The organism is Microtetraspora glauca, assembly GCF_040656155.1.
Lineage (GTDB): Bacteria > Actinomycetota > Actinomycetes > Streptosporangiales > Streptosporangiaceae > Microtetraspora > Microtetraspora glauca.
The window spans coordinates 1-22821 of the sequence record NZ_JBFALK010000010.1; the positions used below are offsets into that span (position 1 = coordinate 1).

The window sequence follows — 22821 nt, forward strand, 5'->3', positions numbered from 1 at the left end:
GCCGCCGGATCCCTCGCCCAGGCCGGCGTCGTGGTGCTGCTCGCCGCGCTCGGCTTCCTCGGAGTGGGGACAGGACCTGCCGCGGCGGCGGACGGTGAGGTCTCCTGGGCGGTCACGACGGCCTCGGGCGACTTCGGGACCGGCCGGCCGAACTACAACTACACCCTCGACCCGGGCGGGCGGCTCGATGACGGTCTCGTGATCGTCAACCACGGCACAACGCCGCTCCATATGGTCGTTTATGCCGCAGACGGATTCACCACCAAGCAGGGCCGGCTCGACCTGATCACCAGGGACGCGAAGTCGGCAGGGGTGGGTGCGTGGGTCCACACGAACCGGTCCGACGTGACGGTCCGGCCCGGCGAGTCGGTCGAGATACCGTTCACGGTCGCTCTTCCGGACAACGCCGCGCCCGGCGAATACATGGGCGGCATCGTCACCTCGCCGACCCAGGCCGGTGAAGCGGACGGGAGCGATGGGGACCGGCGTCTCGGCATCCGGATCCGTCTGCGCGTGGGTGGGGAGCTCAAGCCGAGCCTGTCTGTAGAGGACATGCACGTGCGCTACTCGGGCACGCCCAGTCCGTTCGGGAAGGGTGACGCCACCGTCACGTACACGATCCGCAACACGGGCAACGCCATCCTCACCGCTCGGCAAGCGGTGGCCGTATCCGGCCCCTTCGGGCGCTTGGGCGTCCACGCGGCCCAGATCGACGACTCGCCGCAACTGCTGCCGGGCGACACCTGGAAGGTCTCCGTGCCGGTACACGGAGTGGCTCCCGTGTTGAGACTGGCGGGGACGGTCACCCTCGTCCCGCTGCTCACCGACGCGTCGGGCTCGGTCGCCCCGCTCGCCGCCGTCGAGAGCACCGCACACGCCTGGACCGCCCCCTGGGCACTGCTGCTTTGCCTCATCGTCCTGTGCGGGATCGTCGTCGCGGCTCTGGTTGCCCGCCGCCGTCGTCAGACCAAGCTCCGCGTCCAAGAAGCTGTCGAGCAGCCGCTTCGCGAGCGGGAGACCTCGGACCGGTAGCCGTTCGGATCCGACGGCGTGCTTCTGGCAGTGGACCGGGCACTGGCGGCACCGGGCAGAATGAGCGGATGCCCCGACGCAGCGCACGCTCCCAGTCCCGTCCCGCTCCCGCCTCCTCCTGCCCCTGCGGGGCGGCGGCGCCGTACCGCGACTGCTGCGGACGGCTGCACCGGGGAGAGGCGGCCGCGACGACCGCGGAGGCGTTGATGCGGTCGAGGTTCAGCGCCTTCAGCGTCGGAGACGCCGACTATCTCCTGCGCACCTGGCACCCGTCGACCCGTCCGGAGCGCGTCGACCTCGGCCGCGGGACACGGTGGACGCGCCTGGAGATCCTGGAGACCACGGGCGGCAGCGCCATCCACACCGAGGGCACGGTGCGGTTCCGCGCCCATTACGTCGACCATGGAACGCCGGGAGAGATGGAGGAGCACAGTCGCTTCGTCCGGCACGCCGGTGCCTGGACGTACGCCGGAGCGATCTGACCGGCCACCGGGCGCGCGGAATCGCGGGACCTGCTGACCATTGTCAGCCGTCGCCTTCGCCGCGCGCGGCGAGTGCCTCGCCCAGCTCGTCGGCGTGCCGCAGGGTCCTGACCAGGAACGGCACCGCGAACGCGGTCACCGAACGCTCCGCGCCACGCGCCTTGGCGGCCTCCCGTACCTCGGCGGCGACCCCGGACAGCGTGGCCACGGCCTGCAGGGTGAGCCCGATGAGCAGTCCGATCCGGTCCGGCCGGACCCCGAACCGGGCGAGCGGCCGCAGCGCGCGCTCCACCGCGGACACCACGTCGTCCACCCTGGTGGTGATGGTGAAGAGGTTCGCGGCGGCCAACGCGGCCACGATCCGCAGGCACACCACCAGCGCCTGCTCCGCGCCGAGCAGCCACCACTGCAGCGCGAACACGAACACCACCAGTGGCACGAGCGTACGGGCGAGCTGCCCGCAGCGCCGGAGCGAGACCCGTGCCACCCCGTACCCGAGGAGTACGACGGCGCAGGTCCCGCCGAGCCAGACCGGCGACCGCAGGACGAACACCACCGCGGCCAGTCCGAGAAGGACCAGGAACTTGCCGCCGGCAGGGGTCCGGTGCAGCGGGCTCGACCCCGGCTCGTACCACCCGCCGATCATCATGTGACGAGCGTTCTGTAGTGGCGCAGCGCGGGCTCAGGCTCGTCGTCGGCCACGACGCGGCCGCCGTCGAGCACGATGACGCGGTCGAACGCGCCGAGCAGGTCGAGGTCGTGCGTGACCAGGACGACCTGCTGCGTCAACCCGGCGAGCAGGTCGACGAACCGCCGCTTGTTGCGCAGGTCGAGCAACGTCGTCGGCTCGTCGCAGACCAGCACGTCAGGGTCGAGCACGAGCATCGCGCACAGTGCGAGCAGCTGCTTCTGACCGCCGGACAGCTGGTGCGCGGGATGGTCGGCGTAACCGCCCAGCCCGTATTCGGCCAGCACCTCGGCCGCCCGCTCGGCGCGCTCCTTCCTCGACAGGCCGCCGCGCCGCAGCGAGAACGCCACGTCCTCGCCCGCGGTCGGCATCACGATCTGGCTGTCCGGGTTGGTGAAGACGAACCCGACCCGGCGCCGTACGGCACGGCCGTCACGGCTCGGGTCGAGCCCGTCCACGAGTACGCGCCCGGTGGCGGGCTGGACCAGTCCGTTGATCATGCGGGCCAGGGTGGACTTGCCGGAGCCGTTCGCACCGACGAAGGCCACCCGCCGCTCGGGCAGCCGAAGGTCCACATCCGACAGCACGACCCGCTCGCCGTAGTGGTGCCCGACACCCTCGAACTCGATCACGACACCGCCTCCCAGGCTGTCGCCACGCCGACACCTCCGCCCGCGGACAGCGCGGCGAGACCGGAGCCGGAGCCGCGGAGCCGTACCAGCGTGGCGAACAGCCGGACCACCAGCACGGCGCCCGACGCTCCCCAGGGATGCCCCAGCGCTATCGCGCCGCCGTCGGGGCTGACCGTGTGCTCGTCGATGCCGGCGCCGTCGAGGCAGGCGAGCGTCTGCCCGGCGAACGCCTCGTTGAACTCGACCACGTCCGGTGTGCGGTCGAGCACCGATCGCATCGCCGGCACCGCGCCGAGGCCGAGCCGGTTCGGGTCGACGGCCGAGGTGGCCGAGGAGAGCAGCCGCAGGCCGGGCAGTCCGTGCCGGCGGCGCAGCGTCTCGCTCACCAGCAGCACGGCCGCCGCGCCGTCGCTGATCCCGCACGAGTTGGCCGCGGTGGCGGTGCCGTCCGAGGTGAAGGCGGGCGGGAACCTGGCCAGCCGTTCCATGGTGAACCCGGCGCGGGGGCGTTCGTCCCGCTCGACGCCGCCGACCGGGACGAGTTCGGCGGCGAACCGGCCGGTCAGTTGCGCCCGCACCGCGCGGGCGTGGCTGCGTACGGCGAAGGCGTCCTGCCGTTCCCGGGAGATCCCGGCCTCGGCGGCCACGAGATCTGCGGCCGGGCCCATGTCCGGGTCGCCGATCTCGGCGGGCGCGAACGGAGCTCGCGTGTAGTAGCGCGGCGGTTCCCCCGCCCCCTCCGGGCGCCACGCGCGCAGCGGCGCGGTCGAGGCGCTCTCCACCCCTCCGGCGAGGTACGCCTCGCCCTCCCCGGCGCGGATCATCGCGGCGGCCAGCGTGATCGCGGCCAGGCCGCTGGCGCACTGCCGGTCGATCGTCACCCCCGGCACGCTGTCGGGGAGACCGGCGCGCAGCGCCGCGATCCTGGCCGGGTTGCCGCCCGGCCCGAAGACGTTGCCGAGCAGGACGTCGTCCACCGAGCCCAGCCCGGAGTCGTCGAGCACGCCCCGCAGCACCGGCGCGGCGAGTTCGTCGACGGTGAAGTGGCGCAGCGCGCCGCCCGCGTTGCCGATCGGGGTCCGCCTGGCCGCCACGACGACCGGTGTCAGGTCGGCGTTCACCGCATCGGCTCCGCGGCGAGCGTGCCGTCCCGCAACCGCTCGGCGACGGTGGCGCGGGCGGGCTTGCCCGAGGCGGTTCTGGGCAGCGCCTCGGTCGCCAGCCAGCGGCGTGGCCGCTTGCCGGGTTCGAGACCGGCCCGCGCCGCCGCGCGGAGTTCACGTAGCGTGGGCGGGCCGTCCGCGGTGGTCTCGATCACGGCGGTCACGATCGCGCCGAGCGTCGGATGCGGCGTTCCGGTGACCAGCACGTCAGTCACCGCGGGTACGGTGCGCAGCACCGCCTCGACCTCTTCCGCGGCCACCAGCTTGCCGCCGCTGGACACGACCGCCCCGGCCCGGCCCCGTACGGTCAGGGCGCCGGTGCCGTCCAGCTCGACCTGGTCGCCCACGGTGGACCACTCGTCTTCGGCCGGGTGGAACGTGCCGCCGCGAAGCCGGCCGCTGAACGCCAGTGGCGAGCTGACCCACAGCAGGCCGTCCCGGACGTCGAGCCGTACGCCGGGGACGGGGCGCAGGCCGTCCGTGCCGCGCCGCAGCGCGATCAGCGAGTGCTCGGCCGAGCCGTAGTACTCGATCAGTTCGGCTCCGGGCAGCAGCCGGGCGAAGCGCTCACGCGTGTCGTCGCCGAGGTGCGCGCCGCCGCAGACGACCGTCCGCAGGGCGCAACCCTCCCGCAAATCGGGCCTCCGCTCCAGTACGGCGAGCAGCCCCGCCAGCATGGCGGGGACCAGGTGGACGGTGGCGGCCCGCTGCGCGGCCAGGGCGGCGCGCTCCGGTTCCCAGCACGACAGCGACTGGACCCTGTGTCCGCACCACAGAGCGTGAAGGGCGCCGAACAGGAACAGCGACGAGCTGAGCGGGCCGGGGATCAGCACCGGGCCGGGAAGCGGGCCGAGCGCGGCGAAGCTGCGCAGCCACGACCGGCGGGTACGGATCAGGACCTTGGGCCGTGCGCTGCTGCCCGAGGTGGTCGGCAGGTAGAAGAAGGTGCCGTCGTCCCCGGCCGGTGCGACGCCGACGTCCCCGACATTCCTGGTATCCCCGACGTGCCCGGCATCCCGGGCGGACGCGTGTGCGACGGACTCCGGGAGGGGTTCCGGGAGGGGTTTCGCGACGCCGGTGACGACCAGATCCGGGCGCGCGTCGGCGAGAACCGCGTCACGCTCACGTGGCGTCCACGTCGGCTCGGCCACCAGGCAGGCCGCGCCGAGCAGATCCGCGCCGAGGAACCAGGGCAGCGGGTCGGGTGAGTCCACCGCCACACGTGACCCCTCGGCGATCCGGTGCGCGGCCAGCCACCGGGCGGCCCCGTGTGCCCGCGCGAGCAGATCGGCGGGTACGGCACCAGGGCCGACGATCGGCGGTGTGGCGAGCGTCATGCGGACCGTTCGGCCGATCCCGCCAGCCGGCCGGGCAGGGCGCGGTGCAGTACGGCGGCGATCAGCGCGGCGGCCACCACCTTGGCGATGTCCCCGGGCAGGAACACCAGCGACTGGACCGCGGCGGCCGGCAGGTCACCGGTGTACACGCCGAGGAACGGGACGCCGATCAGATAGTCGGCGACCAGCCCGGCCGCGTTGGCGAGCAGCAGCACCGGCAGCCGCGGACGCTTCGCCCGAGCCACGATCAGACCGGTGACCAGGGCGGAGAGAATCCATCCCAGCAGAAATCCGCCGCTCGGGCCCACGAAGGGGCCGACGCCGCCCCGCCCGCCGGACAGGAGCGGCAGGCCGATCGCGGTCAGTGCCAGGAACAGCACGACGGACATGGCGCCACGGCGGGGGCCCAGGATGCCGCCGGCCAGCAGTGGCCCGGCGTTCTGCAGCACGATGGGCACGCCGGAGCCGCCGACGTAGAGCCCGGGAAAGATTCCGAGCACCGCGATGAAGGCCGCGAAGACGACCGTCTGCGCTAGGGCGGTGGCAGGGAGGGGGGCACGGGAACCTGACACAACAGACACGATATCCCCCGGTCCCGATAGGAAAGGCGGCTGGTCCGGCCGTGCTCCGATCCCGTGTCGCCGCGGCGTCGCGGCTTCGTCACGGCGAGACCGCGACGTTACGCCCTGAGCCTGCTCGCGTAGACGCCCACGGCCACCGGCGTAGCAGGTGAGTGGAAGTACGCCGGCTCAACTCGGTCAGTGGCCCTGGATGTAGACATGAACCTTGGCGAAGTCGCGCGCGGCCAGGTGATCCTTGCGGATGCTCCAGATCAGGTACGCGCCGTCACCCCAGACCATCCCGGCCCTGGTGTCCTCGGCCACCTGCAGCAGCGTGACCCACTGTCGCGCCTCTTCCTGGAAGGCCGGATCGCCGTACGAGCCGGTGCCGGCGGCATGTGCCACCATGGCCTCGACCGGGCTCTGGAGCGCGTCGGAGTACCCGCCCACCTGATGCGGCGGCCCGGCCTCCCACGCGCCTTCGTACATCGTGAGCTCCTGGGCGAAGGTCTCGCCGGTGGCCTCGTCCAGCACGTGGTCCCACACCGCCTCCTCCGCCGCTTCGAGGCTCCCGAAGACGTCCACCAGAGCCGGATGGTTCCGCTCCGGCCAGCTCGGCTCGGTGGACGCGGCGAGCGGCAGCTCGGAGTACACGTGGGCGCGGTCGTCGGGCGCGGCCCGCTCGGCGACGGCGGTCCCCGACGGCACGTAGATCACGTGGGACTCCTCCACCTCGGCCGCGACGAAGAACAGCAGCGTGCCGGTGTCGGGAAGAGCGATGTCCACCTCGTAACCCGCCAGCTTTCCGCAGTCGAGCTCGGCGACGAACGACATCGGCCAAGCTCCGTTCGCGCGCGACGGCCAGGCCATACCGTCCGGCAGCTTGGCGACGCCCCCGAGCCGCCCGACCACGATCTCTCCGTCCTCAGCCGCCGACAGCCGGATGGCGGGCCGTAACAACCCGACCAGCCGCTCCGCTGTCGCCGAGGGCAGCTCCTCTCGCACGAACTCCGCGACGTCACCGCTCCAGTCCGTCATGCCGCCATCCTGCCCCACGGGTACGACACAACCTTCGTGCCGAGAGCGGCGTCCTTACGCGGGCCGTCGCGGGCGGTGGCGAGCCGCCGCCCGCGACGACATCGCGCTCGTCAGCCCCGCTTCGGAGGACGCGTGCGCATGGGGGCCGCGATGCGGTTCCACAGGTTGATCTGCGCCACCTGGGCGACCAGGTACGCGGCCTCCTCCGGCTTGAACGCGGCGGCCACCGCGTCCCAGACCTCATCCGACACGCCGTCCGGCTGCTTTGTGACGGCCTCGGTGTAGGCCAGCGCGGCCCGCTCGGCATCGGTGTACAGCTCCGACTCCCGCCAGGCGGACAACTGGTAGATCCGATCCTGCGTCTCGCCGAGTCGCAGCGCCTCGTGGACGTGCATGTCCACGCAGAAGAGGCAGCCGTTGAGCTGCGAGCCGCGGATCTTGACGAGCTCGCGGACCGTGGCGTGCAGCGGCCCCTCCTGGATCGCCTGCTCCGCTTGGAGGAACGCCTTGTACATCTCGGGCGCCGACTCTGCGATGTTCAAGCGTGACATCGTGCTTTCGCCTCTCTCAGTCTCTTTCCGGTTATCGCCAGGAAGACGAGACGGCGCCCGCCGATGTGACGGCTCTCGGCAGGAAAGATTCGCGAAGAGTCAGCGCGTCGGGCCGACTTGCGGAAGTTTGTCCGGATTAAGTACCCGCCGGATCGCCAGGATCCGGCCGTCGGCCGCGACGTCGAAGGTGTCGACCAGCGTAATCCGCTTGTCTCGGAACGCCACCAGCGCGGGCTCTCCGCCCACCTCGCGGAGAACGAGAGGAAAGAGCCCACGTCCCCACCGCCGGGACACGCGGGACAGTACCATGGCGATCCGCTCACCACCAGAAATGATCTTACGTGCGGCGGAGACCTTGCCGCCGCCGTCGGTGACGTACACCGCGTCGGGATGCAGCAGCTCGACCAGGGCCTTCAGATCGCTCTCCTCGTACGCGGCACGGAACGCCGCGAGCACCCGCTCCTGCTCCGAGCGACTCGCGCGCGGCCGCTGCTTCGCCGTGCCCACCCGGCGCCGCGCCCGCGAGGCGAGCTGGCGGCCGGCGGCGGGGGTGACGCCGAGCACGGCGGCGATGCGCTCGAAGGGCACCTCGAAGACGTCGTGCAGCACGAACGCGACCCGCTCGGGCGGCGTGAGCTGATCCATGACGACGAGCATCGCCATGCTCACCGACTCGTCGACGAGCACCGGCTCCGCGGCGTCCGGGCCGGTCAGCAACGGCTCCGGCAGCCACGGACCGACGTACGTCTCACGCCGCACCCGCGCCGACCGGAGGATGTCGTAGGACCTGCGGGCGGCGACGGTCACCAGCCAGGCGCGCAGATCCTCGACCCCAGACAGGTCGGCGGCGGCCGCGCGCAGCCAGACGTCCTGCGCGACGTCCTCGGCGTCACCGACCCCGCCGAGCAGCCGATAGGCCACCCCGAAAACCGCCGGCCGGTGCTGGATCCACTCTTCCTCGGTCACACACAGACCGTACAAGCGGCGCCGGACCGGCCCGACGCGGCAGCGGGCTCCGGACGGAACGGACCGCCCGATTTCGGGGCCATGTGTATTTCTCTTTTCGGCTTGATTATTAACGGCGGGCGAAAACGCGGCACCGAAGAGGCGTTTCTCCAGCGCATCCGCAGTGACTTCTGCCGCTCCTGATGAACCGTGGCGTCGGACGCGTCTACGGCCTGAGGGGCGTGGCGGCGGAGCGGTCGGCCAGGAGGTGGACCGCGAGCCCGGCGAGCACCGTGCCCATGATGTAGCGCTGGACGCTCAACCACCTCGGCCGCCGGGCCAGGAAGGCGGCGACGGTGCCCGCGGTCAGCACGATCAGCCCGTTGACCGTCAGCGCGACGCCGATCTGGGTGAGCCCGAGCAGCAGGCTCTGCAGGGCGACGTGGCCGCGCCCGGGATCGACGAACTGCGGAAGCACGGACACGTACACGATCGCGATCTTGGGGTTGAGCAGGTTGGTGACCAGCCCCATCGTGAACAGCCTGCGTGGTGGGTCCACGGGCAGCTCCTTGGGCGCGAAGGCGGACACGCCGCCGGGGCGTACCGCCTGCCAGGCCAGCCAGAGCAGATACCCGGCGCCGGCCAGCTTGATCGCGGTGTACAGCACCGGCACCAGCGTGAAGACGGCCGCGATGCCCGCCGCCACCGCGGCGACGTACACGAGGAAGCCGGCCGCCACGCCCGCCAGCGAGATCAACCCGGCGCGGCGTCCCTGGGTGATCGAGCGGGAGACCAGATAGATCATGTTGGGTCCCGGTGACAGGACTATCCCGAGTGCCACCGCGGCGATGCCCGCGAGAGCGGTGTTGCTGACCATGTCGCTCGCTTTCCCCGGATATCGGCCCGTCGATGATCCGAGGCTATGGTGCGAGCAATTCCGCGTGCAATAGTTATATTGCTCTCGGTGCAATCTCGTAAATGTAGTGAGGTGTGATGGAGGAGTACCGGCTCGTCGCCGACGAGGTGGCGGCGGAGATCGCGGCGGGCCACCTGCGCCCCGGAGACCGGCTGCCTCCCCAGCGCGCGTTCGCGCGGCGGCGCGGCATCGCGAACTCGACCGCGAGCCGCGTCTACAGCGAACTCGCCAGGCGCGGTCTCGTCGTGGGCGAGGTCGGCCGCGGCACCTTCGTACGGGCGGCGCGGCCGCTGCCCGGTCCCTCGCTCGCCGAGCCCGCCACGGCCAGGATCGACCTGGAGCTGAACTATCCCGTGGCGCCCGGCCAGTCCGCGCTACTCTCCCAGGGGCTCGGTCCGCTGCTCCGGCCCGACGTGCTCGGGGCCGCGTTACAGCCGCTCGGGGCGGCGGGAACGCCCGCGTTCCGTGAGGCGGCCGCCGGACTGCTCGGCCGGGCGGGCTGGGAGCCGGACCCCGCCCGCGTGCTGTTCGCGGGCAACGGACGACAGGGGATCGCCGCCGCCGTTGCCGCGCTCGTGCCGCCGGGGGAGCGTCTCGGAGTGGAGGCGCTCAGCTATCCCGTGGTGAAGGCCATCGCGCACCGTCTCGGCGTGACGCCCGTCCCCCTGGCGATCGACGGTGAGGGGCTGTGCCCCGACGCGCTCGCCGCCGCGCATCGCGGCGTTCCGCTGCGCGCGGTCTATCTCCAGCCGACCCTGCACAACCCGCTCGGCGTCACCATGCCGGGTACACGGCGCGAGCAGGTCGCCCGTACGCTGCGCAAGCTGGACGTGTGCGCGATCGAGGACGGCATCTGGGCGTTCCTTGACGACGGCGCGCCGCCGCCGCTCGCCGCTCTGGCCCCGGACCACGTGATCCTCATCGACAGCCTCTCCAAGCGGCTGGCGCCCGGTCTGACCGCGGGCTTCGCCGTGACACCCGCAGGGCACACCGACCGGGTCGCCACCGCGCTGCGTTCGGGGGCCTGGACCGCGTCCCGGTTCGCCCTTGACGCGGCCATCCGGTGGGCGGCCGACGGCACCGTGGCCGCCGTCGCCGAGGCCAAGCGGGCCGACGCGGCCGCGCGGCGGCGGGTCGCGGCGGAAAGACTCGCCGGTTTCACCGTACGAGCCGACCCGCATGCCTACTTCTGCTGGTGGGAGTTGCCGGAACAGTGGCGGGCCGAGACCTTCGTCGCCGCCGCGGCGCGAAGGGGGATCGCCGTCACACCCGCCGCCTCGTTCGTCGTCGGGTCGAGGAGCGCGCCCAACGCCGTACGGCTCGGCCTCGCCTCCCCGCCCGTGGAGACCCTGTCGTACGCGCTGGACGTGTTGGCCGGGCTCGCTCGCGGTACCCCCGAGGACGCGATGGATGACTGAGCCCATTCCAACTCATCGGTCCGGCGTCGTGCCGGGAGGGCTCCCCCACCAGGTGGGGAAACGGCTCGCTGACAAAGCCGGGCGACCCGCGGGGGAGGGCGGCGCGCCGCGGCGCGGCCTCGCGGCCTCCTGGCTCAGGCGACGATAGGGGTCAGGAAAATCCAGATGTGGCCGAACGGGTCACGAAGCATCGACTGCCTGGCACCGTAGGGCATGTCGGTCGGAGAGGAGAGAAGTTCAGCCCCGGCGGCCACGGCCTGGGCGGTCAGCGCGTCCACGTCCGGCACGTAGACGTGCAGGGCAACGGACGCGCCGCCCTCACCAGTGGGCGAGAACGGCGCGTCGGCGTCGCCGAGCATGAGAGTGGAGCCCTGGACGCTGATCTCGGCGTGGACGATCCGCCCACCATCCCCGTCGAGCCGGAAGAGTTCAGAGGCACCGAACGCCTTGACGTAGAACTTGATCGCCTCTGCGGCCCCGTCGACCATGATGTGGGGGATGACCGCGTATTTGTAATGCTCGGGAATCTCCATGCGGGCCATGGTAGGAACGCATCGATCGACCCGGCATCGGGCGAGGGACCCCCTTCGCACTCAGTCAATAGCCCTAGGCCGCACGAAAAGGCTCACTGATCTGGGCTCGGTGAGCGAGTTCACGTCGCTCAGGCCGCTCGTGGGCATGGTGACCACGGCCTCACCGCCTTCTGCGACCAGGCCTTCCTTCTCATCGTGGGTGGCTCCTCCGAGTGATGTGAGCGTTCACATTCCGAGCATGATGGAGTTAGCGTCAACAAGCGGGAATCGGCCCTCAGTTAAGGCGTTAGGCGTAGCCGACGTCAATAGGCGTTACGTCCGTGTTTCGGCGTAACCGGACCGTGACCCCGGGCCATCTTGACGGTGGATCGTGTTAACGCTCACAGTCTTTCCAGGCCGTTGAGAGGAGTAACCGGTGGGACCGAACGCCGAGCAGCGCCCGCCCGTGATGGCCGACGTGGCCAAACTGGCGGGGGTGTCGCACCAGACGGTCTCGCGCGTCCTCAACGACCATCCGAACGTCCGCGCGGAGACCCGCACCCGGGTCATGTGGGCCATCGACGAACTCGGTTACCGCCGCAATCTCGTCGCCCGGGCGCTGGTCACCAGGCACTCGCGCACGCTGGGCGTCGTCAGCTTCGACTCGACGCTGTACGGCCCGGCGAGCACGGTCTACGGCATCGAGCAGGCCGCCAGGGCCGCGGGCTACTTCGTGAGCATCGTGAGCCTGCGGACGATCGACCGCGCCGGGGTGACCGACGCCATCGGCTACCTGGCCGAGCAGGGCGTCGACGGCGTCGTCGTGGTCGCGCCGCAACGCTCGGCGGCTCGGGCGCTCGACGACCTGCCGGCGGGCATGCCCGCGGTGGCCGTCGAAGGCGGTCACGCGGGCGACGTCCCGGTGGTCAGCGTCGACCAGGTCGAGGGTGCCAGGCTGGCGACCCTCCACCTGCTCGACCTCGGGCACGAGACGGTCTGGCACGTCAGCGGGCCGGCCGACTGGCTGGAGGCCGAGGGGCGGACCGAGGGCTGGCGCGCGGTGCTGACCGCGGCCGGGCGGCCGGTCCCCGAGGTGCTCGCCGGCGACTGGAGCCCCCGATCGGGCTACCGGGCGGGCAAGCGCCTGGCCGCGATGGCCGACCGCGTCACCGCGGTGTTCGTCGCCAACGACCAGATGGCGCTCGGCGTGCTGCGCGCCCTGACGGAGGAAGGAGTGAAGGTCCCCGAGCAGATCAGCATCGTGGGCTTCGACGACATACCGGAGTCGGAGTTCTTCTCCCCGCCGCTCACCACGATCAGGCAGGACTTCGGGGCGGTCGGCAGGCGCAGCATCGACCTGCTGGTCCGGCAGATCCAGTCAGGTGGTCCGTTGCACGAGCGTCTCGTCGTGCCTCCCCAATTCATCGCCAGGGCCAGCACCTCGCCCTTGCGCTAGCCGTACGGAATCGAGAAGAAGCGCTCTACCGGCTGTGTGGTGTTAGCGCTAACAATAAGAAAGGACCCCCCAGTGTTGAAGAGGATCTCGGCACTGTTCCTGGTCGGTGCCACCGCGTTGACGATGGCCGGGTGCGGGAGCAGCGACGGTTCGGGCGGCTCCGGCGGCTCCGGAGACGGCAAGATCACCATGGGCTTCGCCCAGGTCGGCGCGGAGAGCGGCTGGCGCACCGCCAACACCAAGTCCGTCCAGGAGTCGGCGAAGGAGGCCGGCGTCACCCTGAAGTTCTCCGACGCGCAGCAGAAGCAGGAGAACCAGATCAAGGCGATCCGCTCCTACATCCAGCAGAAGGTCGACGTCATCGCCTTCTCGCCGGTCGTCGAGTCCGGCTGGGACACGGTGCTGAAGGAGGCCAAGAACGCGAACATCCCGGTGATCCTCACCGACCGTTCGGTGGATTCCAAGGACACCAGCCTCTACAAGACCTTCCTCGGCAGTGACTTCGTGGAGGAGGGCCGCAAGGCCGGTAAGTGGCTGGTCGACGAGTACAAGGACGGCACGGACACCGTGAACGTCGTCGAGCTGCAGGGCACGACCGGATCGGCGCCCGCCAACGACCGGAAGGCGGGCTTCCAGGAGGTCGTCTCGGCCGATCCGAAGTTCAAGATCATCGCCTCGCAGAGCGGCGACTTCACCCGCGCCAAGGGCAAGGAGGTCATGGAGGCCTTCCTGAAGTCCAACCCCAAGATCGACGTGCTCTTCGCGCACAACGACGACATGGGCCTCGGCGCCATCGAGGCGATCGAGGGCGCGGGCAAGGTGCCCGGCAAGGACATCAAGATCGTCACGATCGACGCGGTCCACGACGGCATGCAGGCACTCGCCGACGGCAAGATCAACTACATCGTCGAGTGCTCCCCGCTGCTCGGCACCCAGCTGATGGACCTCGCCAAGAAGGTCGTCAAGGGCGAGCAGGTGCCCGCCCGCGTGGTGACCGAGGAGACCGCCTTCACCCAGGAACAGGCCAAGCAGGCTCTGCCCACGCGCAAGTACTGACCGGCCCCGGGCCGTCCCTCACCGGACGGCCCGGCCGCCGCGACCGCCTCCGCGCGAGGCGGTCCGGCCACGAGGACGAGAGGGGCGCCGCATGGCCGTACCCGCGCCGATCCTGCGGATGAACGGGATCGGCAAGCAGTTCCCCGGCGTGAAGGCACTGGACGGTGTCGACTTCCGGCTCCTGCCGGGCGAGGTCCACGCGCTGATGGGGGAGAACGGCGCCGGCAAGTCGACACTGATCAAGGTGCTGACCGGCGTCTACGACATCGACGCCGGCGAGATCGAGCTGGAGGGACGGCGGGTCGCCTTCTCCAGCCCGCTCGCCGCCCAGCAGGCGGGGATCAGCACCGTCTACCAGGAGGTCAACCTCTGCACCAACCTCTCGGTGGCCGAGAACATCTTCATCGGCCGGGAGCCGCGCCGCCTGGGTCGCATCCAGTGGACGACGATGCGCCGCCGGGCCGCGGAGATCCTCGCCCGACTCGACCTCTACATCGACGTGTCGGCGCCGCTGGCGTCGTACTCGCTGGCGATCCAGCAGATGGTCGCGATCGCGCGGGCCGTGGACGTCGACGCGAAGGTGCTCATCCTCGACGAGCCCACCTCCAGCCTGGACGCCGGCGAGGTGGCCCAGCTCTTCCGGGTGATGCGGCGGCTGAAGGACCAGGGGATCGCGATCCTGTTCGTCTCCCACTTCCTCGACCAGATCTACGAGATCTCCGACCGGATGACCGTCCTGCGCAACGGGAAGCTCGTGGGGGAGTACCTCACCCGCGAGCTCGGCCAGGTCGACCTGATCGGCAAGATGATCGGCCGCGAGCTGGCCGACCTCGAAAGTCTGGAGGGCAGGCCGCTCGCCCGCCAGAGCGCGCCTCTGGTCGAGGCCGCGGACCTGGGGCGCGCCGGGTCCGTCCGCCCGTTCACGCTCACGATCCACGAGGGCGAGGTCGTCGGCCTGGCCGGGCTGCTCGGCTCCGGTCGCACCGAGGTCGCCAGGCTGCTGTTCGGCGCCGACCACGCGGGCAGCGGCTCGGTGAAGATCGGCGGTGAGCCCGTCAGCCTGCGTACGCCCCGCGCGGCGGTGCGGCGCAAGCTGGCCTTCTGCTCGGAGAACCGGCGGGCCGAGGGACTGATCCCCGACCTCACCGTCCGGGAGAACCTCGTCCTCGCCCTCCAGGCGGCGCGCGGCTGGACCAGGCCCATCCCGCGACGCAGGCAGGACGAGCTGGCCGACAAGTACATCGCCGCGCTGAACATCCGGCCGGCCGACCCCGACCAGCTCATCAGGAACCTCAGCGGCGGCAACCAGCAGAAGGTGCTGCTGGCGCGCTGGCTGATCATGGAACCTCGCCTGCTCATCCTCGACGAGCCCACCCGCGGCATCGACGTCGGCGCCAAGGCCGAGATCCAGCGTCTGGTCGCGGAGCTCTCCGACGGCGGGATGGCCGTGCTCTTCATCTCGGCCGAGCTGGAGGAGGTGCTGCGGCTCAGCCACAAGGTCGGCGTGCTGCGCGACCGCCGGCTCGTCGCCGAGCTGGACAACGACGAGGGGCTGACCACCGACACCCTGACGGAGACGATCGCGAGCGGAGCCCGATCATGAGCCGGTTCCTGAGACACCGCCTGTTCTGGCCGGCGGTCATCCTGGCCGCGCTGCTGCTGCTGAACCTGGTGTTCACCGACCACTTCTTCAGCGTCGAGATCAAGGACGGCCATCTCTACGGCAGCCTGGTCGACATCGTCCGCTTCGGCGCGCCGCTGATCCTCGTCGCGCTCGGCATGACGCTCGTCATCGCCACCGGCGGCATCGACCTGTCGGTCGGCTCGGTCGTCGCGATCTCCGGCGCGCTGGCCTGCCTGCGCATCAGCGACCTCGGCGACCAGAACTCGACCGGCGGTGTGCTGGGGGCGGTGGTTCTCGCGCTGGCGCTGTCGCTGGTCCTCGGCGCGTGGAACGGCTTCCTCGTCGCCGGGATCGGCATCCAGCCGATCATCGCGACGTTGATCCTGATGGTCGCCGGTCGCGGCCTGGCCCAGCTCGTCACCGACGGGCAGATCATCACCGTCAACAGCTCGCCGTACAAGCTCATCGGCGGCGGTTACTGGCTGACGCTGCCGTTCGGGATCATCATCGTGGCGGCGGTGCTGGCCCTCACCGCGTTCCTCACCCGGCGGCTGGCGCTGGGCCTGCTGATCGAGTCGGTCGGCGGCAACGCCGAGGCGAGCCGCCTCGCGGGCATCAGCGCGCGCGGCGTGCTCATGATGGTCTACGCGTTCTGCGGGCTGTGCGCGGGCGTCGCCGGCCTGATGATCAGCTCGAACGTCTCCAGCGCCGACGGCAACAACGCGGGCCTGTGGATCGAGCTCGACGCGATCCTCGCCGTCGTCATCGGCGGCACCCCGCTGGCCGGTGGCCGGTTCTCCCTCAGCGGCACGGTGCTGGGCGCGCTCATCATCCAGACGTTGACCACCACCATCTACTCGATCGGCGTCCCGCCGGAGACGACGCTGCTGTTCAAGGCGCTCGTGGTGACGATCGTCTGCCTGCTCCAGTCCCCGGCCTTCCGGGAGAAGGTGTTCCACGGCCGCGGGCGCCCCACATCGGCGCGCCCGGCGGCCGAAGAGAAGGCGACGGTCACGGCATGACGAGCACCACCGGCCCGCTTGCCGGACGCCGTACGCTCCCGCGGAAGTACATCCCGGTCCTGGTGACCGCGGCCCTGTTCATGGCGATGTTCGTGGCGGGCGGCATCCGCTACGACGGTTTCGCCACCGGGCAGATCATCCTCAACGTCTTCATCGACAATGCCTTCCTCCTGGTGGTCGCCGTCGGGATGACGTTCGTGATCCTCACCGGCGGCATCGATCTGTCGGTCGGTTCGGTGGTCGCGCTCGCCACGATGATCTCGGCCGTGCTGCTGCAGCACGGCTGGCCGGCGTACGCGGTGATCGCCCTGGTGCTCGCCATCGGCGCGGTGCTCGGCCTGGGGATGGGCGCGATCATCCACTACTTCGAGATCCAGCCGTTCATCGTGACGCTGGCGGGGATGTTCCTCGCCCGCGGCCTGTGCTACACGATCGGCACCGACTCGATCTCGATCGAGGACGCGACGTTCACGGCGTTCGCCCAGAGCCGGATCGAGCTCGGCGGCGGCATGTGGGTCTCGCCGAGCGTGCTGATCACCGCCGTGGTCGTGCTGGCGGCGGCGTACGTGCTGCACTACACGCGGCTCGGCCGCAACGTCTACGCGACCGGCGGCAGCGAGCAGTCCGCGCTGCTCATGGGTTTGCCGGTGGCCCGGACGAAGATCGCCGTCTACACGATCAGCGGCTTCTGCTCCGCTCTCGGCGGCCTGCTGCTGTCCTTCTACATGTTGTCGGGGTACGGCCTGCACGCGGTCGGCATGGAGCTGGACGCGATCGCCGCCGTCGTCATCGGCGGCACCCTCCTGACCGGCGGCACCGGATACCTGCTCGGCACGGTGCTCGGCGTGCTCGTACTCGGGCTGATCCAGACGATCATCAGCTTCGAGGGCACGCTGAGCTCCTGGTGGACCAAGATCTTCATCGGTCTGCTGCTGTTCGCCTTCATCCTGCTGCAGCGCTTGATCGGCGCCCGCCGCAGGTAGCGGGCACCGCGGCAGGTACCTCTCCCTTCTCCCGTTTGGAGTGATGTGTGAACGCTAACAGCGAGCGCTACGTCGTCGGCGTCGACTTCGGCACGCTGTCCGGCCGCGCCGTCGTCGTCCGCGTCGACGACGGCGCCGAGCTGGGCGGCGCGGTCCACGAGTACGCCCACCGGGTGATCGAGGACGAGCTGCCCGGCGGCGGCGCGCGGCTCGGCCCCGACTGGGCGCTCCAGTCGCCGGGCGACTGGATCGACGTGCTGCGCACGGCCGTGCCCGAGGCACTGGCCGCCTCGGGAGTCGACCCGTCGCGGGTCGTCGGCATCGGCACCGACTTCACCGCCTGCACGGTGCTGCCCGCGACCGCCGACGGCACCCCGCTGTGCGAGATCACCCCCGAGCGCCCGCACGCCTGGCCGAAGCTCTGGAAGCACCACGCGGCCCAGCCGCACGCGGACCGGATCAACGTGCTGGCCGCCGAGCGCGGTGAACCCTGGCTGCCCCGCTACGGCGGCAGGATCTCCTCGGAGTGGCAGTTCGCCAAGGCGTTGCAGGTCCTCGACGAGGATCCCGAGACGTACGGCAGGGCCGAGCGCTGGATCGAGGCGGCCGACTGGATCGTCTGGCGGCTGACCGGTGTGGAGAGCCGCAACGTCTGCACGGCCGGATACAAGGGCATCCACCAGGACGGCGCCTACCCCTCCGAGGACTTCCTGGCCGCGCTGAACCCCGACTTCGCCGGTTTCACCGGCAAGCTCGGCCAGAAGCTCGCGCCGCTCGGCGGTCTCGCCGGTCGGCTGACCGCGCGGGCCGCCGGGTGGACGGGACTGCCCGAGGGGACCGCGGTCGCGGTCGGCAACGTCGACGCGCACGTCACTGCCGCCGCGGCCGACGCCGTGCGGCCCGGCCAGATGGTCGCCATCATGGGCACCTCGACCTGCCACATCATGCCGTCGGACCGGCTCGCCGAGGTGCCGGGGATGTGCGGGGTGGTGCGGGACGGTATCGTGCCCGGCCTCTGGGGTTACGAGGCGGGCCAGTCCGCCGTCGGTGACATCTTCGCCTGGTTCGTGGAGAACTTCCTGCCCGCCGCGTACGCCGAGCGGGCCGCCGAGCGGGGGCTCGGCCCGCACGAGTACCTGACCTCGCTCGCGGCCGAGCAGGAGGTCGGGCAGCACGGGCTGGTCGCGCTCGACTGGCAGGGCGGCAACCGTTCGGTGCTGGTCGACCACGACCTGTCCGGCGTGGTCGTCGGCCAGACGCTCGCCACCCGGCCGGAGGACGTCTACCGGGCGCTCATCGAGGCCACCGCGTTCGGCGCCCGGATCATCGTGGAGACGTTCGAGGCCGCCGGAGTGCCGGTGGAGGAGTTCGTGGTCGCCGGTGGCCTGCTCAGGAACTCCTTCCTTATGCGGACGTACGCCGACGTGCTGCGCCGCCCGCTGTCGGCGATCGGCAGCGACCAGGGGCCGGCCCTCGGCTCGGCGATCCACGCCGCCGTCGCCGCGGGCGAGTACGCCGACATCACGACCGCCGCGGCGGCCATGGGCAAGCGGCGCGCCGGCGCGTACGTGCCCGATCCCGAGCGGGCCGACGCCTACGACCGGCTGTACGCCGAGTACCGCCGGCTGCACGACCACTTCGCGGACGGCGGGCTGCTGCACCGGCTCCGCGCGATCAGGAACGAGGCCGGCGCATGATGATCAGGGAATTGCGGGAGACCGTGTGCCGCCTGCACGCCGAGCTGGTGCGGTACGGCCTCGTCGCGTGGACGGCGGGCAACGTCTCCGGCCGGGTGCCCGGCGAGGACCTGTTCGTCATCAAGCCCAGCGGGGTGTCCTACGACGACCTGACGCCGGAGTCGATCGTGGTGTGCGACCTCGACGGCGTCGTGGTGGAGGGAACGCTCTCGCCCTCCAGCGACACGGCCGCGCACGCGTACGTCTACCGGTACATGCCGGAGGTGAACGGCGTGGTGCACACCCACTCCACGTACGCGTCCGCCTGGGCGGCCAGGGGGGAGGCGATCCCGTGCGTGCTCACCGCGATGGCCGACGAGTTCGGCGGTGAGATCCCCGTGGGCCCGTTCGCGCTGATCGGGGGCGACGACATCGGCAAGGGCGTCGTCGAGACGCTGTCCGGCCATCGGTCGCCCGCCGTGCTCATGCGCAACCACGGTGTCTTCACCGTCGGAGACTCGCCCACGTCGGCGGTGAAGGCCGCCGTGATGTGCGAGGACGTCGCCCGCACCGTGCACGTGGCCCGGCAGCTCGGCGATCCGCTGCCGATCGCGCCCGAGGACATCGACCGTTTGCATCACCGCTATCAGCACGTCTATGGACAGAGGAGTCACCTGTGAAGCTGTGGTTCTTGACCGGTAGCCAGGGCCTGTACGGCGAGGACACGCTGCGGCAGGTGGCCGAGCAGTCCACGCGGATCGCCGCCGCGCTCGGCGAGGCCCTGGGGGAGACGTCGTCGTACGAACTGGAGTGGCGGCCCGTGCTCACCGACGCCGGAGCCATCCGGAGGGTGTGCCTGGAGGCGAACGCCGACGACGAGTGCGGCGGCCTGATCGCGTGGATGCACACGTTCTCCCCGGCCAAGATGTGGATCGCCGGGCTGGACGCGTTGCGCAAGCCGCTGCTGCACCTGCACACGCAGGCGAACGTGGAGTTGCCGTGGAGCTCCATCGACATGGACTTCATGAACCTGAACCAGGCCGCGCACGGCGACCGGGAGTTCGGCCACGTCCAGTCCCGGCTCGGCGTGCCGCGCAAGACCGTGACCGGGCACGTGAGTGACCCCTCCGTGGCCGCGCGGGTCGGGGCGTGGGCGCGGGCGGCGGCCGGCCGGGCCGAGGTGGGCTCGCTGAAGCTGGCCAGGTTCGGCGACAACATGCGCGACGTGGCGGTGACCGAGGGCGACAAGGTGGAGGCGCAGCTCCGGTTCGGGGTCTCGGTGAACACCTACGGGGTCAACGACCTGGTCGCTGTGGTGGACGCGGCCTCCGACGCCGACGTGACCACGCTGACGCGCGAGTACGACGAGCTCTACCGGCTCGCGCCCGAGCTGCGGGAGGGCGGCGAGCGGCACGCGTCCCTCCGGTACGCGGCGCGGATCGAGCTCGGCCTGCGGCACTTCCTCGACGGTGGCGGGTTCCGGGCGTTCACCACCAACTTCGAGGACCTGGGCGGGTTGCGCCAGCTCCCCGGCCTCGCCGTACAGCGCCTGATGGCGGACGGGTACGGCTTCGGCGGCGAGGGCGACTGGAAGACGTCGGTGCTGCTGCGGACCCTGAAGGTGATGTCGGAGGGGCGGCCGGGCGGCACCTCGTTCATGGAGGACTACACGTACCACCTGACGCCGGGGGAGGAGCTCATCCTCGGCGCGCACATGCTGGAGGTCTGCCCGACGATCGCGGCGGGCACGCCGTCCTGCGAGATCCACCCGCTGGGCATCGGCGGCCGCGAGGACCCGGTGCGGCTGGTGTTCGACGCCGAGCCCGGTCCGGCGGTCGTGGTGGGGCTGGCCGACATGGGCGACCGGTTCCGGCTGGTGGCCAACGAGATCGACGTGGTCGCCCCGCCGGAGCCCCTGCCGAGGCTGCCGGTGGCCCGCGCGGTCTGGCGCCCCCGGCCCGACCTGCGCACCTCGACGGAGTCGTGGCTGACGGCCGGCGCCCCGCACCACACCGTCCTGTCGGCGGCGGTCGGCGCCGAGGAGCTCACCGATTTCGCCGACATGCTCGGCGTGGAGCTGCTCGTCATCGACGCCGACACCACGCCCCGGCAGTTCGCCAAGGAGCTGCGCTGGAACCAGGCCTACCACCGCCTCGCCCGCGGCCTCTGACACCGGACGGCGTCGCCGGCACCCGGCCGTCAGCGTGCTCGCCTTCCGATGAGGCAGGTGAGCACGGCCAGCGCGGAGATGGCCGTCATGCACGCCAGCGCCCAGCGGTAGCCCGTGATGAGCTGGTCGACCGCCGTGTCCGAGACGGTCGACAGCGTTCCGGCGAAGACGTGGTCGTGCAGCTCGGCGGGCAGCGGGACTGTGATGATCGACAGGACCAGGGCGGTGCCGACGACGATCCCGGTGTTCTGGAGCATCAGCCGCATGGCGTTGACGATCCCCAGCCGGTTCGCGGGCAGCCCGTGCAGGATCGCGGTGGTGTTGGACGGCAGGAACAGCCCGGAGCCGACGCCGATCAGCACGAGGGCGACGGAGATCGGGGCGTAGGAGACGGTCGGGGAGATCAGGCAGAGCAGTCCGGCCAGGCCCGCCGTGGACAGGGCGGTGCCGACGGCGGCCACGGTGCGCGGGTTGAGCTTCCTCTGCAGGAAACCCGAGGCCACCGACGCCGACATGGCCGCGACCGAGAGCGGGAGCACCTTCAACGCCGCCCGCACCGGGTCCTCGCCGTGGACGGCCTGGAACAGGAGCGAGATGAGGAAGACCACTCCGACGCCGGCGACCGAGTTGAGCAGGGACGCCAGCGTTCCGAACGCGAACGGGAGGTCGCGGAACATCCGGATGTCCACGACGGGGTGGCGGGCCCGCAGCTCGCGGACGACGAACAGCGGCAGGGTCACGGCGAAGACGACGAGGCCCGACACCACCACCGGATGCCCCCACCCGAGCCGGGTCACCTCCGAGAGCGCGAGCAGCAGGCCGCCGAGGCAGGCCGGTACGAGCGCGCTGCCGGGCAGGTCGAGTCCTCGCTCACCGCTGTGCGGGCGGCCGGGGCGCAGTGCGACGAACCCCCAGACCAGGCAGGCGACGCCGATCGGCACGTTGTACCAGAACACCCAGCGCCAGCCGAGGTGCTCGGTGAACAGGCCGCCGAGCGTCGGCCCGACGAGTTGGGCGATGGAGAACGACGCCGTGTAGACGCCCATGCCCTCGCCGAGCCGTGACCGGGGAAAGGCGTCGGTGACCAGGGCTGCGCTGTTGGTGAGCAGCATGGCCCCACCCGCCGCCTGCACGACCCGGAGGCCCACGATCAGCCATGCGTCCGGCGCGAGGCCGGCCAGCAGGCTGGCGACGGTGTACGTGGCCAGGCCGCCCAAATACATCGCGCGGCGGCCGTACATGTCGGCGAGCCGTCCGAACAGGACCATGAGGACGGTGGTCGTGAGCTGGAAGGCCAGCAGGATCCAGCTCGCCGCGTCGGCGCTCGCGTGCGTGTGCCGTACGACCTGGGGGAGCGCGATGTTGAGGGCGCTGCCGCCGAGCGCGGTGAGCACGCTGGCCATGCTCACCACCGACAGCGTCCGCCAGGCGTGGCGGAGCCGCTCTCGCTCGCCGACGCGCGCCGGGACCGTCCCGGATGTGGTGGTCATCGTCCGGCGAGCCGCATCATGACCGGCTCCTCTCTGTAAATTTCTAGACTCCAATACTAGAATCGTATTC

Annotated in this window: 22 protein-coding genes; 11 read left to right on the plus strand and 11 right to left on the minus strand. The window is 71.1% G+C overall.

What is annotated here, in order from left to right:
• Nucleotides 1-1032 (plus strand): COG1470 family protein (locus AB0I59_RS18885; RefSeq protein ID WP_358134320.1); only part of this gene is annotated, 1032 nt, incomplete at its 5' end.
• A 68-nt stretch (nt 1033-1100) separates the two neighbouring features.
• Nucleotides 1101-1514, plus strand: coding sequence for a YchJ family protein (locus tag AB0I59_RS18890; RefSeq protein ID WP_358134323.1), 414 nt, complete (start codon nt 1101-1103; stop codon nt 1512-1514).
• 43 nt (nt 1515-1557) lie between these two features.
• Here AB0I59_RS18890 and AB0I59_RS18895 read toward each other — a convergent pair whose 3' ends face one another.
• The 9 genes from AB0I59_RS18895 to AB0I59_RS18935 all read right to left on the minus strand — a co-directional run bounded on the left by AB0I59_RS18895 (nt 1558) and on the right by AB0I59_RS18935 (nt 9305).
• The gene (locus AB0I59_RS18895; RefSeq protein ID WP_358134326.1) at nt 1558-2163 is read right to left on the minus strand and encodes an energy-coupling factor transporter transmembrane component T family protein; all 606 of its coding nucleotides are present in this window, start codon (nt 2161-2163) and stop codon (nt 1558-1560) included.
• Nucleotides 2160-2834: an energy-coupling factor ABC transporter ATP-binding protein gene (locus AB0I59_RS18900; protein ID WP_061257967.1), complete on the minus strand. Its 675-nt coding sequence runs from the start codon at nt 2832-2834 to the stop codon at nt 2160-2162. Before AB0I59_RS18900 ends, AB0I59_RS18895 begins: the two co-directional genes overlap by 4 nt.
• A complete protein-coding gene (locus AB0I59_RS18905; protein ID WP_358134329.1) occupies nt 2831-3955 on the minus strand; it encodes a thiolase family protein in 1125 nt (374 codons plus the stop codon). Before AB0I59_RS18905 ends, AB0I59_RS18900 begins: the two co-directional genes overlap by 4 nt.
• On the minus strand, nt 3952-5334 hold the full coding sequence (locus tag AB0I59_RS18910) for an AMP-binding protein (protein WP_358134332.1): 1383 nt from the start codon (nt 5332-5334) through the stop codon (nt 3952-3954). The genes AB0I59_RS18905 and AB0I59_RS18910 overlap by 4 nt, the downstream gene beginning before the upstream one ends.
• Complete coding sequence (locus AB0I59_RS18915; RefSeq protein WP_061257969.1) at nt 5331-5906, minus strand: biotin transporter BioY; 576 nt, start codon at nt 5904-5906, stop codon at nt 5331-5333. Before AB0I59_RS18915 ends, AB0I59_RS18910 begins: the two co-directional genes overlap by 4 nt.
• Nucleotides 5907-6092: 186 nt before the next feature.
• Complete coding sequence (locus AB0I59_RS18920) at nt 6093-6932, minus strand: DUF1963 domain-containing protein (RefSeq protein WP_358134335.1); 840 nt, start codon at nt 6930-6932, stop codon at nt 6093-6095.
• 110 nt (nt 6933-7042) lie between these two features.
• Entirely contained in the window at nt 7043-7483 is a 441-nt protein-coding gene (locus AB0I59_RS18925) for a carboxymuconolactone decarboxylase family protein (RefSeq protein WP_358134337.1), read from the minus strand.
• Between the two features lie 99 nt (nt 7484-7582).
• Nucleotides 7583-8449 carry an RNA polymerase sigma factor SigJ gene (gene sigJ / locus AB0I59_RS18930; protein WP_082777189.1) on the minus strand — a complete coding sequence of 289 codons (867 nt, stop codon included), beginning with the start codon at nt 8447-8449 and terminating at the stop codon, nt 7583-7585.
• A gap of 205 nt (nt 8450-8654) precedes the next feature.
• Nucleotides 8655-9305, minus strand: a complete 651-nt coding sequence (locus tag AB0I59_RS18935; RefSeq protein ID WP_358134341.1) for a LysE family translocator — start codon at nt 9303-9305, stop codon at nt 8655-8657.
• Nucleotides 9306-9421: 116 nt separating this feature from the next.
• On the opposite strand from AB0I59_RS18935, the gene AB0I59_RS18940 reads away from it, so the two are divergent.
• Nucleotides 9422-10762, plus strand: coding sequence for an aminotransferase-like domain-containing protein (locus AB0I59_RS18940; protein ID WP_358134344.1), 1341 nt, complete (start codon nt 9422-9424; stop codon nt 10760-10762).
• 134 nt (nt 10763-10896) lie between these two features.
• On the opposite strand, the gene AB0I59_RS18945 is transcribed toward AB0I59_RS18940, so the two are convergent.
• Complete coding sequence (locus AB0I59_RS18945; RefSeq protein WP_358134346.1) at nt 10897-11295, minus strand: VOC family protein; 399 nt, start codon at nt 11293-11295, stop codon at nt 10897-10899.
• Nucleotides 11296-11743: 448 nt separating this feature from the next.
• Here AB0I59_RS18945 and AB0I59_RS18950 point away from each other — a divergent pair, with 448 nt between their 5' ends.
• The 8 genes from AB0I59_RS18950 (at nt 11744) to araA (ending at nt 21261) form a co-directional block, all read left to right on the plus strand.
• Nucleotides 11744-12730, plus strand: a complete 987-nt coding sequence (locus AB0I59_RS18950) for a LacI family DNA-binding transcriptional regulator (protein ID WP_061258153.1) — start codon at nt 11744-11746, stop codon at nt 12728-12730.
• 72 nt (nt 12731-12802) lie between these two features.
• Nucleotides 12803-13786: an ABC transporter substrate-binding protein gene (locus tag AB0I59_RS18955; RefSeq protein ID WP_061257976.1), complete on the plus strand. Its 984-nt coding sequence runs from the start codon at nt 12803-12805 to the stop codon at nt 13784-13786.
• 91 nt (nt 13787-13877) lie between these two features.
• Nucleotides 13878-15389 (plus strand): sugar ABC transporter ATP-binding protein, encoded by a 1512-nt coding sequence (locus AB0I59_RS18960; RefSeq protein ID WP_061257977.1) that lies wholly within the window; start codon nt 13878-13880, stop codon nt 15387-15389.
• Nucleotides 15386-16432: an ABC transporter permease gene (locus AB0I59_RS18965; RefSeq protein WP_358134350.1), complete on the plus strand. Its 1047-nt coding sequence runs from the start codon at nt 15386-15388 to the stop codon at nt 16430-16432. The genes AB0I59_RS18960 and AB0I59_RS18965 overlap by 4 nt, the downstream gene beginning before the upstream one ends.
• Nucleotides 16429-17415, plus strand: a complete 987-nt coding sequence (gene yjfF, locus AB0I59_RS18970) for a galactofuranose ABC transporter, permease protein YjfF (RefSeq protein ID WP_358134353.1) — start codon at nt 16429-16431, stop codon at nt 17413-17415. Before AB0I59_RS18965 ends, yjfF begins: the two co-directional genes overlap by 4 nt.
• A gap of 47 nt (nt 17416-17462) precedes the next feature.
• On the plus strand, nt 17463-19112 hold the full coding sequence (gene araB, locus AB0I59_RS18975) for a ribulokinase (RefSeq protein WP_358134355.1): 1650 nt from the start codon (nt 17463-17465) through the stop codon (nt 19110-19112).
• Nucleotides 19109-19771 carry an L-ribulose-5-phosphate 4-epimerase gene (locus tag AB0I59_RS18980; protein WP_061257981.1) on the plus strand — a complete coding sequence of 221 codons (663 nt, stop codon included), beginning with the start codon at nt 19109-19111 and terminating at the stop codon, nt 19769-19771. The genes araB and AB0I59_RS18980 overlap by 4 nt, the downstream gene beginning before the upstream one ends.
• On the plus strand, nt 19768-21261 hold the full coding sequence (gene araA, locus AB0I59_RS18985; RefSeq protein ID WP_358134359.1) for an L-arabinose isomerase: 1494 nt from the start codon (nt 19768-19770) through the stop codon (nt 21259-21261). The genes AB0I59_RS18980 and araA overlap by 4 nt, the downstream gene beginning before the upstream one ends.
• Nucleotides 21262-21290: 29 nt before the next feature.
• Here araA and AB0I59_RS18990 read toward each other — a convergent pair whose 3' ends face one another.
• Nucleotides 21291-22751, minus strand: a complete 1461-nt coding sequence (locus tag AB0I59_RS18990; protein WP_358134362.1) for an MFS transporter — start codon at nt 22749-22751, stop codon at nt 21291-21293.
• Nucleotides 22752-22821 lie beyond the last annotated feature (70 nt).

What these genes read in the sequence shown, in the direction of transcription:
- AB0I59_RS18890 (WP_358134323.1), top strand. Translation starts at nt 1,101, where the DNA reads ATGCCCCGACGCAGCGCACGCTCCCAGTCCCGTCCCGCTCCCGCCTCC.
- AB0I59_RS18895 (WP_358134326.1), bottom strand. Translation starts at nt 2,163, where the DNA reads ATGATGATCGGCGGGTGGTACGAGCCGGGGTCGAGCCCGCTGCACCGG.
- AB0I59_RS18910 (WP_358134332.1), bottom strand. Translation starts at nt 5,334, where the DNA reads ATGACGCTCGCCACACCGCCGATCGTCGGCCCTGGTGCCGTACCCGCC.
- AB0I59_RS18920 (WP_358134335.1), bottom strand. Translation starts at nt 6,932, where the DNA reads ATGACGGACTGGAGCGGTGACGTCGCGGAGTTCGTGCGAGAGGAGCTG.
- AB0I59_RS18925 (WP_358134337.1), bottom strand. Translation starts at nt 7,483, where the DNA reads ATGTCACGCTTGAACATCGCAGAGTCGGCGCCCGAGATGTACAAGGCG.
- AB0I59_RS18935 (WP_358134341.1), bottom strand. Translation starts at nt 9,305, where the DNA reads ATGGTCAGCAACACCGCTCTCGCGGGCATCGCCGCGGTGGCACTCGGG.
- AB0I59_RS18940 (WP_358134344.1), top strand. Translation starts at nt 9,422, where the DNA reads ATGGAGGAGTACCGGCTCGTCGCCGACGAGGTGGCGGCGGAGATCGCG.
- AB0I59_RS18945 (WP_358134346.1), bottom strand. Translation starts at nt 11,295, where the DNA reads ATGGAGATTCCCGAGCATTACAAATACGCGGTCATCCCCCACATCATG.
- AB0I59_RS18950 (WP_061258153.1), top strand. Translation starts at nt 11,744, where the DNA reads ATGGCCGACGTGGCCAAACTGGCGGGGGTGTCGCACCAGACGGTCTCG.
- AB0I59_RS18960 (WP_061257977.1), top strand. Translation starts at nt 13,878, where the DNA reads ATGGCCGTACCCGCGCCGATCCTGCGGATGAACGGGATCGGCAAGCAG.
- AB0I59_RS18965 (WP_358134350.1), top strand. Translation starts at nt 15,386, where the DNA reads ATGAGCCGGTTCCTGAGACACCGCCTGTTCTGGCCGGCGGTCATCCTG.
- yjfF (WP_358134353.1), top strand. Translation starts at nt 16,429, where the DNA reads ATGACGAGCACCACCGGCCCGCTTGCCGGACGCCGTACGCTCCCGCGG.
- AB0I59_RS18980 (WP_061257981.1), top strand. Translation starts at nt 19,109, where the DNA reads ATGATGATCAGGGAATTGCGGGAGACCGTGTGCCGCCTGCACGCCGAG.
- AB0I59_RS18990 (WP_358134362.1), bottom strand. Translation starts at nt 22,751, where the DNA reads ATGACCACCACATCCGGGACGGTCCCGGCGCGCGTCGGCGAGCGAGAG.